Genomic DNA, 19,253 nt, shown 5'->3' with positions numbered 1-19,253 from the left:
ATATCGGCATCAGTCATTAATTAAAGGTTTTAACATGAATACCAGTAATATTAAAAAATACGCACCGCAAGCACGAAATGATTTTATCGCAGCGATGCGCAAGCAGGCTGCCAAATATGGCATCACCGCAGACAGCATTTTACCGGCAGAACAGAAAGGCGACTTGCTGCTGATTGGCGATCAGGTTTTTCCGCTATCCGTCATGAAACCACGTGAGAAGCTGATCAAACGCATTCAAGCAACTAGCTTTGGGCAGACGATTGATTATATCGCTTATAGCTGGTTTAACCGTCTCTGTGCGATTCGTTATATGGAATGCAAAGGCTTACTGGATCATGGTCGCCGTGTACTGAGTAGTGCCGATGGCAGTGCAGGTTTGCCACAGATTCTGGAAGAATGTCTGGATATTGACCTGCCGAGTTTAGATGCCGGCCGTGTGGCTGAGCTTAAGCTGGATGGTAATAAAGACGAAGAACTCTATCGTGAGATATTACTGGCCCAATGCCATGCATTGAATCAGGTCATGCCACTCTTGTTTGAACAGGTTTCTGATGAGTCTGAACTACTGTTACCGGATAACCTGACTAAAACCGACTCCTTGATCCGTGATTTAGTGAGCAGCATTCCGGAAGAAGACTGGACGGATGTGCAGATTATTGGCTGGCTGTATCAGTTCTATATTTCTGAAAAGAAAGATCAGGTGATTGGTAAAGTCGTCAAGAGTGAAGACATTCCTGCAGCGACACAACTCTTCACCCCGAACTGGATTGTAAAATATTTGGTACAGAACAGTGTCGGTCGTCTATGGATGATGGCACAGCCTGATAGTACGCTTGCCAGTGAGTGGGAATACTATATTCAGCCAGCGGAACAGACCGATGAAGTCAATGCCCAGTTAAAACAGCTGATTGATGCGCGGATCAGTGAAGATGGCGATACTTTAAACCCTGAAAGCATTACAGTACTCGATCCGGCTTGTGGTTCGGGGCATATTCTGGTGGAAGCCTACGATTGCTTAAAAGCGATCTATTTAGAACGTGGTTACCGCAGCCGGGATATTCCACGTTTGATTTTAGAAAAGAACCTGTACGGCATTGATATTGATACCCGTGCAGCACAGCTCGCCAGTTTTGCGCTATTGATGAAAGCACGTGAGGATGACCGCCGTTTATTTAGCAATCCACCAAAACTGAATATCATTGCGTTACAGGATAGCCAGCCGGAACGTTTAGATGCATTTAGCCAAGATTTATCCAGCGCCAACATTGCGCAAGCAGACTTAAAAGAACTGCTGGACTTATTTGAACATGCTTCGACTTTTGGTTCTTTGATTCAAATCCCTGAGGCATTCGCTAAAAAGCTGCCTGATTTAGAAAGCAAGCTGAATACAGCATTAGCGTCAGGAGATATTTTTTCGCAGCAGTCAGCACAGGAGCTGTTACCTCTAGTACAACAAGCGAATTTACTGGCTAAAAAATACGATGCCGTGATTGCTAACCCGCCGTACATGGGCAGTAAGGGCATGAACACAGCACTTAAAGATTTTGCGAAAAAGACATTCCCTAACAGCAAGTCAGACCTATTTGCCATGTTTATTGAGCGTGGTTTTAACTGGTGTAAGGACAGTGGCTTTAATAGCATGGTAACCATGCAAAGCTGGATGTTCTTGTCATCTTATGAAGCAATGCGTGAAAAACTGCTACAGAATAGAACCTTGTCTTGTATGGTGCATATGGGTAATGGGGTGATGGGAATTGCCTTTGGTACGGCTGCTACTGTCATGCTAAATAACCATATTAGTAATTATGCAGGTAGTTTTTCTTATTGTGAAAATGATGATGTAAATGAATTTGGCATCCCCAAACAATTCCCTGTACAAAATGAACGACTAAAAACAGCAAAACCAGATGATTTTAAGAAAATTCCAGGTAGTCCTGTAGCCTACTGGGTTAAAGACAAAATAAGAGGTACATTTAAAAAATTTCCAATACTTAAAAAAGAAGGTGATACCCGTCAAGGTATGGCTACTAGTGATAATAATCGATTTTTAAGAATGTGGTATGAAGTTAATCGATTAGATTTGATTTCAAATTGTTCCTCTTCTCAAGATGCAAAAGATTTAAATCCAACATGGGTTCCATATAACAAAGGTGGTGGATATAAAAAATGGTATGGAAATCAAGATTATGTAATTAAATGGAAAAATAGTGGTGAGGAAGTTATTGGTTATGCAGCTAGTTTGTATGGTTCACCTACTCGAACAATTAAAAGTATGACTGAGTATTTTAAGCCGTCTGTTAGTTGGTCTAAAATATCTTCAGGTGATATATCGTTCAGATATTTCCCTAATGGATTTATATTTGATGTAGCAGGATGCTGTATTTTTTTTGAAAATAATGAAGCCTTATATACATGTTTAGGTTTTGTTAATTCACCTATCTGTAAAAATGTTATTGAAGCTATTTCTCCAACTGTTAATTATGAGGCTGGACATATTGCAAGTTTGCCTTTTAGCCATGCTCTACTAGATTCCAAAGATGAAATATCTCAACAGGTTAAATCACTTATAGCTCAAGCTAAAATAGATTGGGACTCCTACGAAATTTCCTGGGACTTTACTGAAAATCCAATTATTCGTACCCAGCAACCAAATCTAGAACAGGCCTTTAACACATGGCAGCAGCAAAATGCTGACGCCGTGGCTGAAATGAAACGTTTGGAAGAAGAAAATAATAAGCTGTTTATTGATGCTTATGGTTTAGAGGATGAACTGACTCCAGATGTACCTGATGAACAAATCACCCTTACTCGTGCTGAACGTGAAAAAGACAGCCAGCGTTTAGTGTCTTATGCACTTGGTTGCATGATGGGACGTTATAGCTTGGATGAACCAGGTCTGATCTATGCGCATGCAGGCAATCAAGACTTTGATGCCAGCCGTTATCAAAAATTCCCAGCCGATGCGGATGGCATTATTCCACTGACCGAAATGCACTGGTTTGAAGACGATGCCACCCATCGTATCCAAGAGTTCTTAACTGCTGTTTGGGGCAAAGAAACGCTGGATGCCAATATGCAGTGGCTGGCAGAAAGCTTGGACAAAAAAGCCAACGAAACAGCTGAAGACACCATTCGCCGTTACTTAGCCAGCAAATTCTATAAAGACCATATGCAGACCTATAAAAAGCGTCCGATCTACTGGTTATTTAGCAGTGGTAAACAAGGTGCTTTCCAGGCATTGGTGTACTTGCACCGCTATAACGAAAGTACCTTGGCGCGTATGCGTACTGAATACGTCATGCCGCTGATTTCCAAAATGGCTGCCTATGCTAATTCTCTGGAAACAGCGAAAGAAACTAGTGACTCTGCGGCTGAAATCAAACGTATCGAGAAAAAACTGCAGGATCTGCATAAGCAACAGGCTGAACTGAGTAGCTTTGAAGAAAAACTGCGCCATTATGCCGATCAGCGTATATCACTGGATCTAGATGATGGGGTGAAAGTGAACTACGGCAAGTTTGGGGACTTGTTGGCTGAAGTGAAAGCAGTGGCGGGGGATAAAACAGAATGAATAAAGCTCAAATTGATCAGGTAAAGATACATATTGAAGCTTATTACGCACTCGGGCTTTCAAATATCCTTGCTCAACAGCATTCCCATATATCAGACCTAAGCAATGTTCAGATTGGTGAATATACAGCACAAGAATTTCTCAGTGTCTCTAATAAGGTTTTCACCCAATTTAAAGAAGAGATCGATACCGTGTTTGCTAAAGCTTTACCATATAGTTATCAATTTCAAAATGAATATGGTGGTGCAGATTTAAATCAAGATCTAGCTGGTTATTTACAAAATATTAATAATCGAAATTTTCCTGCTGCGGTTTTACATCTTAATCGTTTAATTCATTACCAAGCAATAAATGGGTTTTGGGAGAAAAGTAAACGGAAATATTTTCGAAGTTCGGAGGTTAATGTTCAACAAGATAAAGAACGTATCGAATTAGTTTCTACTTATCTAGACGCCACATCACAACGATTAGAGGTCTTATTAAAAGAACTAGAAACTAGTAAAGATGATTTGGATTCTTTTACTTCCGTAAAAAGAAGTGAATTAAGTGAGATAGAGGCGTTAGTAACTGCGAGTCGAAATCACTCATTAGAAATTACTAATCTACAGAGTCAGGCTGCGGTTTTAATTGAAAAAATAAATTCTTTATTACAGGCATCTGAAGAGAAAAGAGCGGATTCAGATCGACTGTTGATCGAGACACGTGCTCAATTACAAACGTTAAAAACGACTTTTGAGAACCTAGAGCAAAATATTTTAGAACAAAAAAATGATTTTGAAACTCTCAAACAGGATTTTAAATCTAAGCTTACCTTTGTAGAGAGCAAACACGCATACTTTGAACAACGGAACCAATATCTAGACGATTTAATAGGTAGAGAAGTTGGTGCATCGCTGTTTGAAACGTTTAAACAAAGGAAAACCGAATTAACAGGTTCAATTAAATTTTGGAAATGGAGTATTCCTACTATAGCACTGGTATCCGCTTTTTGGATCGTTTATCTATTCTGGGGAACTGATCCTGCGTCGATTAGCTGGCAGTTACTTTTAATAAATTCAATAAAAACCTTGCCCGTATTGGGATTGTTTTTCTTTACGATTTCTCAATACACCAAAGAGCGTAACTTTCAGGAAGAGTATGCATTTAAGTCCGCAGTTGCACTTACAGTTAATTCTTATGCAGAACAATTAAAAGAGACTGCTAATCAAGACAAATTAATTATGGATTCTGTGCAAACCATCTATATGCCGCCCAGCAAACAAAAAGTTGATCAGCAAAAAGATGGAGTATCTTCGATTCAAAACTTAAAAGAAATGATTGGCCAAGTTAAAGAAATTAAAGATATTGTGGGTGATAGTAAGTCATGAACTTAGATCAAATTAAACAAGGATTAGAACAGACTTTCTTTCATGAGAACCATCGGATTGTTTTTTGGTACGATGCTGAACAGTCATTTACTGAAGAAATCAAAGCCCTAGAGCTAAATGATGTCCAGATTCTAAATATGGTAGAAGAATCCAGCCTTGCGATCAAGCTTAAACTGGAACTTGAGGATCAGCAGGGCAAATACTTGCTGTATTTCCCAAGCCCTGAGCCTGAAACCGAAAAAGACTGGTTACTGGACATCAAGCTGTATTCACGCAGCTTCTATGCCGATCGTTTCTCGATTATTTTTAATGAGCTGGGTTTACAGCAGCAGAGTCTAAGAGAACATCTGGCCAAACGTGAAGAATTCCTTAAAGCCAAAGCCCGTCTGAGTACATTGAAACGCTATATCCAGCCTGATGCAGATGCACAGGATCTAGATATGGCCATGATTGCAACTGTGGTCAAGGCTGATAGTGCCGAGCTGATGCATATTGTCCTGGCGTTGGCAGATGAAATGGTACAGCAGAATCTGGATTTGGAAGTGAATCCAGACTCCTTTGCTGAACTGGAAAAATTCCAACTAGTGCCAGCTTTAGTCACCGCATTACAGGCGGAAATTGGTTATCCAGCATCGGTTGAAGAATTGAATGGGGAAGTACCATTCAAGCTCGGTACGTTCTTTATCCGTTTGATGAGCACAGGTTTTTGTGAAAGCCTGGGCGATATACCGCTATGGGCTCAGGAACTGGTGATGTCATCTGTCAGTTCACGTGCGACGGCTAGAGCCTTCTTGTCGCGCTGGAGAGACAGTTCCAAATACTACCCAACCTTCGATACACTCTCCCAGAGCGTGGCCAATGCACTGCGGATCCAAGAAAAGGTCGGGGCTTTTGATCTGGAGCAGTTGCTCGATGTCATGACCTTTGAAGTGATTGAACAAAAGATCATTGTTGATTTGGCCAGTCATATCCCCGCAGCAGCCAAAGCTGAACTGGAACATTTCAGAACGGTTATTTCTACCCGTCTGGATGGCTATTGGGCGTCCAAACATAAGGACGATGCAACCCGCCGTAAATACCGTACCGTCTATACAGCGTTGCAGGCAGCGATTGAGCTGTTCAGTCTGCGATTGCAGTTTGATTCTGGGTTCTATTTCGACTCTAGTGAAGCCTTGTATAAAGCCTACGAGCAGGAGTTGTATCGCTTTGATATGGCCTATCGCCACTACAGTGCTGCTTCTCAACGCGCTCATGTCGATATCCTGAAAAAACTTGATGAAGAAGTCGAAAATTGCTATTCCTACTGGTTTATTGACCACTTGGCACGAAACTGGGGAGAGCGGGTTGAAGCTGAGCAACGCTTGAATGTCTGGAAAGTGGCAGATATCCCAAATCAGCAGAACTTCTACGATACCCACGTCAGACCCTTACTCAATTCTGCAACGAAACGCCGTATTGTGGTAATTATCAGTGATGCTTTCCGCTATGAAGCTGCAGTAGAGCTGCGTGATCGAATCAATGAAAAGCGTTATTCTGAAGCGACCTTGTCTTCACAGCTGGGCGTTGTCCCAAGTTACACCACACTTGGCATGGCCTCGTTGTTGCCGCATCAGACTTTGGAGTACAAAGAGGCCGCAGGTGATGATGTTTTAGTAGATGGGCAGTCCAGCAAAGGGACTGCAGCACGATCCAAAATTCTGGCTGCCTATAATGGATTGGCAGTAACCGCTGAAATGGTAAAAGGCTGGTCGCGTGATGAAGGCCGTGAAGCGCTGAAAGATCATGAGCTGATTTACGTTTATCACAACGTGATTGATGCACGCGGTGACAGTGCCTCGACAGAATCAGAAACCTTTATGGCGGTAGAACATGCTATTGAAGAGCTGACCGAACTCAGCCGCAAAATCTTAATGCACTTCAATATTTCTACCCTGTTGATTACAGCCGACCATGGCTTCCTGTTCCAGCAAAGTAAACTGGAATCTGCGGATCGTTCAAGCTTGACTGAAAAACCTGCCAATACATTGAAGAGCAAAAAACGCTATGTGATTGGGCATGGTTTACCAGAGAGCAAGGAAGCCTGGAAAGGCTCAACCCAAGCTACGGCAGGCACATTATCTGCGACTGATTTCTGGATTCCAAAAGGGGCGAACCGTTTCCATTTCGTAGGAGGCTCACGTTTCGTGCATGGCGGCATCATGCCTCAGGAAATTGTGGTACCGGTACTGATGGTAAAACAGCTACGTGGTGAAAAGGCTGGACAGCGGACCAAGCGTAAAGTTGAGGTCATTTCTACCAAATCCACGCTGAAGATGGTCAATAACATCCAGAAGTTTGATTTGATGCAAACCGAAGCTGTCAGTGAGCTGGTCATGCCAGTGACTTTATCCATTGCCATTTATGATGGGGATCTTAAAGTTTCCAGTGAAGAAACTTTGACTTTTGATAGCACTACCGACTCTGTTGCCGATCGGGTCAAACAGGTCAGACTGTCATTGTCTGGCACTGATTTTGACCGTAAGAAAGATTACTTCCTGGTACTGAAAGACAAAGACCTGAATATCGAGATGCAACGCTATAAGGTCACCATTGATTTGGCATTTACCGATGACTTCTTCTAATAACGAATTAACGATAGAGCGTAGCCTACATGGAATCTGCTAACGATAAAGAACTGGATCAGCTGCTGAATGAACACTTTGCTGGGCGGGTGGTACGTAAGGATCTAACTAAACTGATCAAAGAAGGGGCCAATGTCCCTGTCTATGTACTCGAATACCTGCTGGGGATGTACTGTGCCTCGGATGATCCAGAGATCATTGAACAGGGACTACGTAACGTAAAGACCGTACTGGCTGAGAACTACGTCCGACCGGATGAAGCCGAGAAGGTGAAATCCCTGGTCCGTGAACGGGGCAGTTATAAGGTCATTGATCGGGTGACTGTAAAGCTGAATGAGCGTAAAGACAAATACGAAGCATCATTTAGTAATCTTGGCATCAAAGATGCCGAAATCTCGGCAGGCATCGTCAAAGAGTATGAAAAATTACTTGTTGGTGGTATCTGGGTCATTGCTACGCTCAGTTATTATTTTGAAGAAGGACAGAGTTCTCCATTTGGCGTGAGCTTACTCAAGCCGATTCAAATGCCGAATATGAATATGGATGAACTTTTCAGTGGCAGAGCAGCATTAAGCACTGATCAGTGGCGCGAGAGTTTAATCCGTTCGATCGGCATGGAACCGGCTTCGTTAAAAGAGGATGTGCAATGGCACCTATTAGCGCGTATGGTTCCGTTCGTTGAAAATAACTATAACGTTTGTGAACTGGGACCACGCGGTACCGGGAAAAGCCATATTTACAAAGAGTGTTCACCGAATAGTATTTTAGTCTCCGGTGGACAAACGACTGTCGCCAACCTGTTCTATAACATGAGTAGCCGCCGTATTGGTCTGGTGGGCTTATGGGATGTGGTAGCTTTTGATGAAGTTGCTGGTATTTCCTTTAAGGACAAAGATGGCGTACAGATCATGAAAGACTACATGGCCTCAGGATCTTTTGCCCGTGGTCGTGAACAGATGGAAGCCTCAGCTTCGATGGTTTTTGTGGGTAATATTAACCAAAGTGTTGAATCCTTGGTGAAGACTAGCCACTTATTGGCTCCTTTTCCTGAAGCCATGATCGATTCAGCATTCTTTGATCGCTTTCATGCCTATATCCCGGGTTGGGAAATTCCGAAAATGCGCCCGGAATTCTTTACCAACCGTTATGGCTTGATCGTTGATTATCTGGCTGAGTTCTTCCGGGAAATGCGTAAGCGTAGTTTTGCGGATGCCATTGAGAAGTACTTTAAGCTAGGGAATAACCTGAATCAGCGTGATGTGATTGCCGTTCGCAAGACGGTTTCTGGATTGATGAAGCTGCTCTACCCACATGGTCAATTTAACAAAGAAGATGTACGGCAATGCCTGGAATATGCGCTGCAGGTGCGCCGTCGGGTCAAAGAACAGCTGAAAAAAATTGGGGGGATGGAATTCTATGATGTGCATTTTAGCTATATCGACAATGACACCCTAGAAGAGCATTTTGTTTCGGTAAAAGAGCAGGGTGGAGGTGGACTTATTCCCGAAGGTCCTGCTAAACCAGGCTTCCTGTATACCATTGGCCTCAGTAATAAGGGCATGCCAGGCTTATACCGCTTAGAACTTCAAGTCACTAAAGGTTCAGGAAAATTGGCGACATCTGGCTTATGGAATTCAAGTAGTGCCAAAGAACAGGTCAAGATTGCTTTTGATTACTTCAAGGCCAATGCATCCCGGATCTCGGGGGGCAGTAAGGTGCTGGAACATGATTTCCACTTACATGTGGTGGAATTACAGAATACCGGCCCGCTCAGCCATCTTGCTCTGCCAAGTTTAGTGGCTTTCGCTTCTGGCCTCTTAGGACGATCGGTACAAAGTCAGATGGTGGTACTGGGTGATATGAGCTTGGGTGGTTCAGTGACACCGGTGGAAAGTATTGCCGAATGTCTGCAAGTTGCTTTTGATGCGGGTGCCAAGAAGGTTGCTTTACCAATGAGTAGTGCGGCAGATATCCCAACGATTCCTGTGGAACTGTTTACCAAGTTCCAGACCAGCTTTTATGCAGATCCGGTGGATGCGGTGTTTAAAGGGTTAGGGGTGGATTAATTTCATATCTGTCTGGAAGAGTTACAGTAGATTGTTTTAAATTCAGTTTCTCAAGTTAAACACCATGTTGTAAAAGCATAATACTGCCTCTTTTAAAGAGCTAGTATTTTAGGGGGGATTACCCTTCATTTTTTTTTGATCAGATATCTGTTGTACTTTGACAGGATTTTGTTGATCTAAATATTTTTGATACCAAACACGCAATGTTTCAGGAGTACAACCGATTTTAGGATCAATAGCTGTGATTGCTGCCCAAGTAGAAGGATAATCTTTTTCAGATTCAATCAATAATTGAACCGCTCTTTCTCTGATTTCAGGGGGCAATTTTACTTTGCCATTTGTAAGGTAAAAGGGGTCAATTTTAGAATGCCGTTGACAATGTATCGCCTTTTGAGTTTGAAGCAATGTACAATGATAAGATTAACCCGTTAGGTCAGGTGGCCTAACTTAAATAAAAAGTCTCCGACAAACCCGGTACGGTTCACTATCTATTGTTATTCTTACCTGAAATTGATGTGAGCTTATAGAGACAAGGTAAATTTGCAAAAGTGCCGGCTATTCAGTGTTCATTGAATGTTTAATTTAATTTATTAAGCTTGACCTTGGAGTGGCTCTAAGCCTTATACTTGGTACAAATTTTTCGATTGTTATGATGATGCGTTCTACTACATGGATTACAGTCTTGGTTGGATTGTTCATGTTCCAAAGCTTTTGGAATGTGGCGGCGGCCTTTTGTGTCCATGAACAACAGCCTCAATCACAGCAGAGTTATCATTTTGGTCATCACCAAAATACCTTGTGTGCCAGCGATAGTCGTCAACACGATCATAATGGACAGTCAGAAAACATAAAAACATTCAGTAGCGATTTAGAAATCGGTGAAGATCATCAAGATCATCTACCATCGATGACGCATTTGATTGTACAAAATGAAAAAGTAGATGTGTTTCATCCAAGCTCTGAAGTTAAAGTGAATCCACAATTTCATTGGAAAAACAGCTATCAGGCTCCTGACCTGTTTCAACAAAGCCCACCTCCCGAATTTTCCCCGCTCATGGTGGGGTAGCCTAAAACATTCCCACCACTTTTATTATTTAAATAAGTGGGAAAAATCATGTCTTCACAATCAATTATACTCTTGCGTCATAGCTTGGTTGCTTGTATATGTGCAGCGGCTATGCAATATAGCTATGCTGAAAACGTTACCAGCTTTGAATCCGCTTTAGCAAAAGTACAAAGTTACCAGACTCAAGACAAGCTGTGGCAACAAGTTCAGCAAATATCTGAATTGAATATTCAGCAAAGTCGGTTATGGCAGAATCCAAGTATAAGTTTAGAACAGTCTGGCTTTGGCTCAGGTCAAGAACAGGAATTCAATGTTGGCGTTAGTCAACCTCTAGATCTATTTGGTCAGCGTAAGCTGAACCGGGTGATTGCCAATACCTCGAATCAACAAATCCAATTGCAACAGCAATTATGGAAGGCACAAAGCCAACTGATTGTTAAATTTGCATGGTCGCAATTTGCACTTGCTGAGGTTGAGCAGTCTGCTTATTCAGTACAGTTAAAAACAAGTAAAGCCAATCTGGACAGTGCCCAGAAACGCTATCAGGCAGGCAGTATTGCCCTGGTTGATTTTGAGCGTACCCAAATTGAAGCGCTAGAAATCCAACGACTTTATCAGCAAGCGATGCTGAATAAACAAGCTGCCGGTCGTCAGCTGTCTAATTTGTGGGGGGGAGAAACATCTTCACATCTTCAATTGAATAAAACCGCTATCCCTTGGCCAGAGCAAAGTCTCCAAACTGTGCAACGGTATATTGCTGAAGGGTGGCTAGAAAAATTCTATGCCTTGAACATTCAGCAATCGGATCATCAAATTGAAAATTTAAGAATTCAGGCACGTCCCAATCCGACTTTAAATGTAGGCATGAAACGTAGCAAAACCCCTAATGAAAGCAACGATACGACTTTGGCAATCGGCGTGGCTATTCCACTGAATATTTTTAACCGCCAGCAATATGCGATCCCGATGGTCCAGCAACAGCAAATATTGCTGAACCAACAGCAGCAGCGTGAGCTGAAGCAACAAATACTCAATATTGCCAACAGCATGCATCAGCTCAAAGGTTTACGTAGCCAGTTCGATGCCACAACAGCACAAGTTACTTTGGCGACCAAAGTTCAGAGCCGTACTTTACAAGGGTTTCAGGCAGGGAAACTGTCCATTACCGACGTTCAGCAAGCAACCACCCAACTGCAGAATCTTCGATTGGGTCAATTACAAATTCTACGTCAAGCTTGGCAAACTGCCCTCGCAGCTGAGGCACTCAGTATTGGCACAAGTTATGAAGAAATTAGCCGTTCGGATGCCTATACACAACTGAATAAAAAGGCAGTCGAAGCATCGCAAAATTTAATCAATGGGGGAGCACGATAAAATGAACGCCAAGCAAAACGGAAAAATATCCCAGTCTCTCATGATTGCAATTTTGATTCTGATTACGGTCTTGGTCAGTCTGGTTATTTGGTTAAGTTCAAAAAAAACTGAATCTGAGGGGCATGGTCATGATGAGGGAAATGCCGAACATTCTGATGAAGATAGTTCTGAAGAAGGACATGCTGAAGAAGGCGAAATACAACTGACCAGCCAACAAATGGTTGAACAAGGTTTAAAAGTTGCTGTTGCATCCACAGGATTGGTTGAAAAGCTGACAACCCTGCCAGGTAAATTGGTGGTGAATACCGATCAACAAGCGCATATATCGCCTAATTTTAGTGGTCATGTCGAGCAGGTCAATGTGGCTTTAGGACAGAGCGTGCAAAAAGGACAAACGCTGGCTGTACTAATCGTGCCTGAACTGATCGACCAACAGGCAAATCTGCGTATGGCACAGGTGAATCTGGATTTGGCCCGTAAAGATTACCAGCGCGAACAGCAACTCTGGTCACAGGGGATTTCTGCCAAACAGGATTACCAGCGTGCCGAAAATGCCTACCGTCAAGCGCAGATTACTGTCCAGTCCTCACAAGCACGTTTAAATGCATTAGGTGCAAGTGGCAATAACAATGGGCGTTTTCTGATTAAAGCACCGATCTCTGGGGTGATCAGTCAAAAAGATATTGTGGTCGGTGAAAATGTGCAACTGGCTAATCAGCTCTTTGTCATTGAACAGCTGAAAGATTTATGGCTTGAGTTTAATTTGCCGAATCAATTCTCAGGTCAACTGCAAGCCGGGCAAAAAATTGACTTTAAAGTGAATGATTCAGATCAAATCTATAAAGCTACTGTACAAAGCTTAACCTCTCAGGCAGATGTACAAACAGGGCGTCTGGTGGTGCGCGCAAAACTCGATGCGCAAGCTACTGAGTTGCGTTCTAATGTGTTAGTGAGAGTGTTGATTCCGGAAGCTACAGCAAAATCAGCCCTTCGGATTCAAAAGTCTGCGCTGCAAAGTATTGAAGGTGAAGACAGTATTTTCATCGTAGATTCAGAACAAAAAGGTCAAGTCCACTTAAAAGCACAGAAAGTGCAATTGGGGCAGGCTTCAAGTGATGGACAATGGCTTGAAGTGATTTCTGGGCTGACTGAAGGGCAGAAGTATATCGCTCAAGGCAGTTTCTTGTTGAAATCTGAATTAGAAAAAGACGAGGCAGGCCATGAACATTAATTCTGATCTGCCAAAACCAGAAGGTTTATTCGAACGAATCATTCAGTTTTCCATACAAAATGCGATTTGGGTGTTGCTCTTTGTCTGTACCTGGATTGCGGTCGGGGTGTATAGCTATCAGAAACTCCCGATTGATGCTGTACCCGATATTACCAATACCCAAGTCCAGATTAATACTCAAGCCAAGGGTTTTACTGCGCTTGAAGTCGAACAGCGGATTACCTATCCCATTGAAAATGCCATGGCTGGCATTCCGGATCTGGAGCTTACCCGTTCCATATCCCGTTATGGACTCTCTCAAGTCACCATTGTCTTTAAAGATGGGACTGATATTTATTGGGCCCGTCAGCAGATTAACCAACGGATACAGGAGGCGCAATCTGAGTTGCCTGCACAAATCGCACCGACGATGTCCCCCGTTTCTACGGGTCTCGGTGAGATTTATCAATGGGTACTGAAGGCAGATCCGAATGCGAAAAAGCCGGATGGAACTGCATACACGCCGATGGATTTACGTGAGATTCAGGACTGGATTGTGCGTCCTCAACTGCAACGTGTTAAGGGAGTTGCAGAGGTCAACAGTATTGGTGGTTTTGAAAAAACCTATGTGGTCTCTCCCGATTTAAACCGGATGCAGCAACTGAATATCTCATTAGAACAACTGCAACAGGCTTTAGCGCAAAATAATGAGAACCGAGGTGCAGGTTATATTGAAGACAATGGTCAGCAACTGACGGTACGTGTACCGGGTACATTCAATGGGCTTTCTGATATTGAGAACACCATGCTGGGTAGCCCAAATGGCAGCCCAATTCGGGTTGGTGATATTGCGCAAGTCTCTATTGGGCATGATTTAAGAACCGGTGGGGCAACCTATAACGGCAAAGAAACCGTTTTAGGGATTGCCATGATGGCGATGGGGGGAAATAGCCGGACTGTTTCTAAAGCTGTGGATGCCAAGCTTCAAGATATTCAGAATAGTTTGCCTAAAGGGGTAGTGATTGAAACGGTGTACGACCGTACTACCTTGGTTGAGAAGGCGATTAAAACCGTTCAGAAAAACTTGGTAGAGGGAGCAATCCTGGTCATCATCATTCTGTTCCTGTTTTTAGGGAATATCCGTGCTGCCTTGATTACTGCCTGTGTCATTCCACTCTCTATGCTGTTTACCTTAACCGGGATGGCACAGAAAAATATCAGTGCCAATCTGATGAGTTTAGGTGCACTCGATTTCGGCATCATTGTCGATGGTGCTGTGGTGATTGTCGAAAACTGTATCCGGCGTTTAGCCCATACACAGCAACTGTTAAAACGACCTCTCACACAAAGTGAACGCTTTAAGGAAGTTTTTCTGGCTGCCCGCCAAGCACGTCGTCCTCTTATTTTTGGTCAGCTTATTATTTTGGTGGTGTATTTGCCGATTTTTGCTTTAAGTGGTGTGGAAGCAAAAATGTTCCATCCGATGGCATTGACAGTGGTACTCGCCCTTGTTGCAGCCATTATTTTATCGATCACCTTTGTGCCTGCTGCTGTGGCATTGTGGGTCAAAGGCGATATTCAAGAAAAAGAAAGTCGTTGGATGTTATGGCTAAAAGCTAAATATCAGCAAACTCTTGATATTTCGTATCAATACAAAGCAGTTGTGCTGACTTTTGCACTGTGTGTATTAGTGATTACGGGATTTATCAGTACCAAACTCGGCAGTGAATTTGCACCACAGCTCAGTGAAGGAGACTTTGCGGTACAACAGTTACGTTCACCAAGTACAGGCTTAGAAGAGTCTTTACGTATTCAGGAGAATACTGAAAAACTTCTTTTAAAGAGTTTCCCTGAAATTAAGGCAGTATTTGCCAGAACGGGTACAGCCGAGGTTGCAACAGATGTCATGCCACCCAATATTTCAGATGGCTATATCATGTTAAAGCCTCGTTCAGAATGGCCAAATCCTAAAGAAAGTTTAGATGAATTACGTGGCCGTATGGTGACGTATTTAGCCACGATTCCAGGCAATAATAGTGAATTTTCACAACCGATTGAACTCCGATTTAATGAATTGATCTCAGGTGTGCGTAGTGATGTTGGTGTGAAAATCTTCGGTGATGATATGAATGTCCTCAATACTGAGGCGACTAAAATCTCCAAAATCATTCAGCAAATATCGGGTAGCAGTGCCGTGAAAGTTGAGCAGACCTCAGGTTTGCCATTACTGAATGTCGAGGTAAATAAAACTTTGGCTGCACAATATGGTTTGAGTGTGCGTTCAATTCAAGACCTTGTGGCAACCAGTATTGGTGGACAAAGCGTGGGAGAGATTTTAGAAGGCGATCGTCGTTTTGATTTTGTTATCCGTCTTGGAGAGCAAGACCGTAGTGTCGCATCTGTTTCCCAGTTACCTATTCAGCTTCCAAATGGTGGCAGTATTTTATTGTCGGATGTCGCGCAAGTCTCGACCATTGAAGGAATCAACCAAGTCAGTCGAGAAAATGGTAAACGCCGAGTTGTGGTTACAACGAATGTTGAAGGGCGTGATTTAGGGTCTTTTGTTTCTGATGTACAGACACAGCTCAAAGCATACACTTTGCCAAGTGGTTATTGGATAGAATATGGCGGTCAGTTTGAAAATTTGGCTTCAGCCAAAGCACGGATGCAAATCGTGATTCCACTGGCTTTAATCACTATCTTTATTTTACTGATGGCGGTCTTTCACAATGTCAAAGAAAGTCTATTGGTCTTTACCGGGGTACCCTTTGCCTTGACCGGTGGTGTGCTGTTCCTTTGGCTAAGGGATATTCCATTATCGATGTCAGCTGGAATTGGCTTTATTGCCTTATCTGGTGTTGCAGTCCTCAATGGACTGGTAATGCTGACCTTTATTAAGGAATTAAGGGACAAATATCCAGTGCATAAAGCCGTGTGGCAAGGGGCTATTTTGCGCTTAAGACCAGTGTTGATGACAGCTTGTGTGGCTTCACTGGGTTTTGTACCAATGGCGCTGGCAACCGGAACAGGGGCTGAGGTTCAACGGCCACTGGCAACCGTAGTGATTGGCGGGATTATCTCTTCAACATTACTAACTTTGGTGCTGTTACCCGTGCTTTATCGTTGGATAAATGAAAAGAAAGTTTCTTAATCCAATAGATTAGTCGATTTACAGCAGAGATATTGGCTGTTATCCAATATCTCTGCTCATCATAAATAGAATAAGGAAAATATTTTATGTCAGAACATCATGATCATAGCCATGCGGTTGTTACTGAAGAAAATAGTAAGAAGTTAATGGTTGCCTTAGGTTTAACGACTACTTTTTTAATAGTAGAAGTTGTCGCTGCTTTTATTACCCAAAGTTTGGCTTTGTTATCTGATGCAGCTCATATGTTTACTGATGTAGCCGCTTTAGCTATTGCTCTTGCCGCTATCAAAATTGGTAAAAAAGCCGCAGATGATAAAAGAACTTTTGGCTATCAGCGATTTGAAATTTTAGCGGCTCTGTTTAATGCGGTGATGCTTTTTGTGGTAGCAATATATATTGTATATGAAGCTTATCAACGTTTTACGAATCCTGCTGAAATTCAAAGTGTTGGAATGATGATTGTCGCGGTCATTGGTTTGGTCATAAATTTGATTTCAATGAAAATCCTTTCTGCTAGTGCTGAAGGAAGTCTAAATATAAAAGGTGCATATTTAGAAGTTCTTAGTGATGCTCTAGGATCGATAGGCGTGATTATCGGAGGAATAGTTATTTATTTTACCCAGTGGATGTGGGTTGATACCGTAATCGCTGTGTTAATTGGCTTCTGGGTCTTACCTCGAACTTGGATTTTATTAAAACAAAGTATTCATATTCTGCTTGAAGGAGTTCCTGATGAGATTGATATTGAGTCGTTAAGAAATGATTTATTGAAGCTAGAGGGCGTTGAAGGGATTCATCAGTTGAAAGTCTGGGCTATATCCTCAAGAAATATTCATTTAACTGCTCATTTGGTTGCTCCGAATAGCAATACAGATCAACTCTATCAAAAGGCCTTAGAAGTTCTAAAACATAATCATAATATTACTGAAATTACGTTACAAATAGAAAATACGAAATGTAATACATTGAACCAACATAAACACTAATTTGGACTTTAGTCTTCATATAGATGTTTTGTGTAACTTTAAAGTATACCCTAAAGTTACAATCTGGAAGTTCATGAAATTATGTATCATTTAAATGATTTTTAATCATAAGTAACATGTAACTTTAGTGTTAAAGAATTATAATTTACGAAATTGTTCATTTTTATCCAATTGGGGCGTGAAAAAGTGAAAGGCCAAAAAGTAGGGTATGTCCGGGTAAGTTCTGTCGAGCAAAACACTGGACGTCAACTTGAAGGAATTGAGGTCGACCGGATTTTTGTTGACCGTGCTTCAGGTAAAAATACTGACCGACCTAAATTTCAGGAAATGTTGAACTATGTCCGGGAAGGGGACAGGGTGATTGTACATTCAATGGATCGTTTTGCGCGAAGCCTAAAAGATTTGGTCACTGAAGTAGATAAACTGGTCAAACGAGGGATCGCCATCCAGTTTGTAAAAGAAAATATTACTTTTACAGCCGAATCCACCCCGATGGATAATTTGATGCTTCAAATGATGGGTGCTTTTGCACAGTTCGAACGTGAGATCATTTTAGAGCGGCAAAAGGAAGGAATAAAACTCGCCTCTGCTCAGGGGAAGTACAAAGGTCGGGTGCATAAACTAAAGCCTGACCAAGCTGAAGCTTTACGACAAGCATGGAAGGAGGGGAAGTATCCATCGAAAATGGCATTAGGGAAAGCTTTTGGGATTAGTCGTCAGGCGGTATACCGATATTTACAAGTTAGTGAATAGCTTATTGGGATTAGCAACTAAATTTAGTTTAACTTATAAAAATCATGAAACACTGTTCGAATTTTAAGCGTGGAACATGAATAATCAATAAAAAGCCGCTCTGCTGGTGCCCTATATTTCAGAACGGCTTGCTTTAATATAATGATATTTAAAGAGAAATATCAAGCATTACGTATAACGTGTATTATGTTAATTTTAGGAAAAGTGAAAAATAATCTACAATAGAATCTACGAAAAATTGGCCATCAATTATGCCTGATTTCTCCAGTGGAAATAATTGGATTGTGAGATCCCCCACTCAAAATCATAAATTAGAAAGAATTGAAGCATTTCTTTCCAATTATGCTTATAAACCTCACCGACATGATACTTATGCTATTGGCAGGACTCTTTCCGGAGTTCAAAACTTTCATTACAAAGGTACATTGCAACATAGCTTGCCAGGCATGACTATGGTTCTACACCCGGATGAAAAGCATGATGGTGAATCAGGAACATTAGATGGCTATCGCTATAGAATGATTTACATCGAACCAGCGATGATCCAAACCATTTTAAAGGGTAAACCTTTGCCTTTTATCAGACATGGCTTAAGTAATGATATTCGCCTGTTTAGGGCAATGGATAGCTTTCTAAATAATATAAATAATTATATGGATACCCTAGAAGAGGAAGATGCTCTATTTGATTTGGCAACTACACTGTGTGAAATTTCAGATACTTCATCTAACCAAAACAAAAAATTTGACTACAAGGCAGCAGAGAGAGCGCGTGAGTGTATTTTGGCGTATCCACATGAAAACTTAAGTTTGTCAGATTTAGAGAAACATGCTGATCGTGACCGCTGGAGCCTTTCTCGTGATTTCCGATTATTATTTGGAACTAGCCCACACCGTTATATGATCATGCGTCGCTTAGAAACAGTTAAGTTCTACCTTGCTCAAGGGGAGTCTATTGTTAATGCTGCTTTAAATGCAGGCTTTTTTGATCAGAGTCATATGACCAGACATTTTATAAAAACATTTGGTTTAACTCCCACTCAATGGAAAATGATAAATATTAAAAGATAGCCGTTCGATTTGAACGGC

At 41.9% G+C, this 19,253-nt stretch carries 11 protein-coding genes and 1 pseudogene; 11 read left to right on the top strand and 1 reads right to left on the bottom strand.

Going from position 1 to position 19,253, the window contains the following annotated elements; all coding sequences use genetic code 11:
• Window positions 1–34: 34 nt before the first annotated feature.
• Genes pglX through brxL form a run of 4 tightly spaced genes read left to right on the top strand, consistent with a single transcriptional unit; the run spans window position 35 to window position 9,625 of the window.
• Window positions 35–3,571 (top strand): BREX-1 system adenine-specific DNA-methyltransferase PglX, encoded by a 3,537-nt coding sequence (gene pglX, locus FTT92_RS15830; protein WP_163146589.1) that lies wholly within the window; start codon window positions 35–37, stop codon window positions 3,569–3,571.
• Window positions 3,568–4,938, top strand: coding sequence for a hypothetical protein (locus FTT92_RS15825; protein ID WP_163146590.1), 1,371 nt, complete (start codon window positions 3,568–3,570; stop codon window positions 4,936–4,938). The genes pglX and FTT92_RS15825 overlap by 4 nt, the downstream gene beginning before the upstream one ends.
• On the top strand, window positions 4,935–7,559 hold the full coding sequence (pglZ, locus tag FTT92_RS15820) for a BREX-1 system phosphatase PglZ type A (protein WP_180172592.1): 2,625 nt from the start codon (window positions 4,935–4,937) through the stop codon (window positions 7,557–7,559). Before FTT92_RS15825 ends, pglZ begins: the two co-directional genes overlap by 4 nt.
• 29 nt (window positions 7,560–7,588) lie before the next feature.
• Window positions 7,589–9,625: a protease Lon-related BREX system protein BrxL gene (brxL, locus tag FTT92_RS15815; protein ID WP_180172591.1), complete on the top strand. Its 2,037-nt coding sequence runs from the start codon at window positions 7,589–7,591 to the stop codon at window positions 9,623–9,625.
• A 123-nt stretch (window positions 9,626–9,748) separates the two neighbouring features.
• Here brxL and FTT92_RS15810 read toward each other — a convergent pair.
• A pseudogene (locus tag FTT92_RS15810) lies at window positions 9,749–9,985 on the bottom strand (hypothetical protein); the annotation flags it as partial.
• A gap of 289 nt (window positions 9,986–10,274) precedes the next feature.
• Between FTT92_RS15810 and FTT92_RS15805 the strand changes: the two are divergent.
• The 7 genes from FTT92_RS15805 (at window position 10,275) to FTT92_RS15775 (ending at window position 19,235) form a co-directional block, all read left to right on the top strand.
• Complete coding sequence (locus FTT92_RS15805; protein ID WP_227591103.1) at window positions 10,275–10,691, top strand: cation efflux protein, CzcI-like; 417 nt, start codon at window positions 10,275–10,277, stop codon at window positions 10,689–10,691.
• A gap of 48 nt (window positions 10,692–10,739) precedes the next feature.
• Window positions 10,740–12,065, top strand: a complete 1,326-nt coding sequence (locus FTT92_RS15800) for a TolC family protein (RefSeq protein ID WP_035269736.1) — start codon at window positions 10,740–10,742, stop codon at window positions 12,063–12,065.
• Window position 12,066: 1 nt separating this feature from the next.
• Window positions 12,067–13,296 (top strand): efflux RND transporter periplasmic adaptor subunit, encoded by a 1,230-nt coding sequence (locus FTT92_RS15795; protein ID WP_016658777.1) that lies wholly within the window; start codon window positions 12,067–12,069, stop codon window positions 13,294–13,296.
• Window positions 13,286–16,426, top strand: coding sequence for an efflux RND transporter permease subunit (locus FTT92_RS15790; RefSeq protein WP_179994455.1), 3,141 nt, complete (start codon window positions 13,286–13,288; stop codon window positions 16,424–16,426). Before FTT92_RS15795 ends, FTT92_RS15790 begins: the two co-directional genes overlap by 11 nt.
• Before the next feature lie 86 nt (window positions 16,427–16,512).
• Window positions 16,513–17,412 carry a cation diffusion facilitator family transporter gene (locus FTT92_RS15785; protein WP_005028603.1) on the top strand — a complete coding sequence of 300 codons (900 nt, stop codon included), beginning with the start codon at window positions 16,513–16,515 and terminating at the stop codon, window positions 17,410–17,412.
• Window positions 17,413–17,598: 186 nt separating this feature from the next.
• On the top strand, window positions 17,599–18,165 hold the full coding sequence (locus FTT92_RS15780) for a recombinase family protein (RefSeq protein ID WP_000678311.1): 567 nt from the start codon (window positions 17,599–17,601) through the stop codon (window positions 18,163–18,165).
• Between the two features lie 251 nt (window positions 18,166–18,416).
• Window positions 18,417–19,235: an AraC family transcriptional regulator gene (locus FTT92_RS15775; RefSeq protein ID WP_032073151.1), complete on the top strand. Its 819-nt coding sequence runs from the start codon at window positions 18,417–18,419 to the stop codon at window positions 19,233–19,235.
• Window positions 19,236–19,253: the final 18 nt, after the last annotated feature.

Origin of the sequence: Acinetobacter sp. YH12023 (genome assembly GCF_013420135.1) — a bacterium.
Taxonomy (GTDB): domain Bacteria; phylum Pseudomonadota; class Gammaproteobacteria; order Pseudomonadales; family Moraxellaceae; genus Acinetobacter; species Acinetobacter amyesii.
This window is presented reverse-complemented; position numbering and strand designations above follow the sequence as displayed.

Coding starts and splice junctions, on each gene's coding strand:
- brxL (WP_180172591.1), top strand. CDS start 7,589: ATGGAATCTGCTAACGATAAAGAACTGGATCAGCTGCTGAATGAACAC.
- pglX (WP_163146589.1), top strand. CDS start 35: ATGAATACCAGTAATATTAAAAAATACGCACCGCAAGCACGAAATGAT.
- FTT92_RS15785 (WP_005028603.1), top strand. CDS start 16,513: ATGTCAGAACATCATGATCATAGCCATGCGGTTGTTACTGAAGAAAAT.
- FTT92_RS15805 (WP_227591103.1), top strand. CDS start 10,275: ATGATGATGCGTTCTACTACATGGATTACAGTCTTGGTTGGATTGTTC.
- FTT92_RS15800 (WP_035269736.1), top strand. CDS start 10,740: ATGTCTTCACAATCAATTATACTCTTGCGTCATAGCTTGGTTGCTTGT.
- FTT92_RS15790 (WP_179994455.1), top strand. CDS start 13,286: ATGAACATTAATTCTGATCTGCCAAAACCAGAAGGTTTATTCGAACGA.
- FTT92_RS15775 (WP_032073151.1), top strand. CDS start 18,417: ATGCCTGATTTCTCCAGTGGAAATAATTGGATTGTGAGATCCCCCACT.
- FTT92_RS15795 (WP_016658777.1), top strand. CDS start 12,067: ATGAACGCCAAGCAAAACGGAAAAATATCCCAGTCTCTCATGATTGCA.
- FTT92_RS15825 (WP_163146590.1), top strand. CDS start 3,568: ATGAATAAAGCTCAAATTGATCAGGTAAAGATACATATTGAAGCTTAT.
- pglZ (WP_180172592.1), top strand. CDS start 4,935: ATGAACTTAGATCAAATTAAACAAGGATTAGAACAGACTTTCTTTCAT.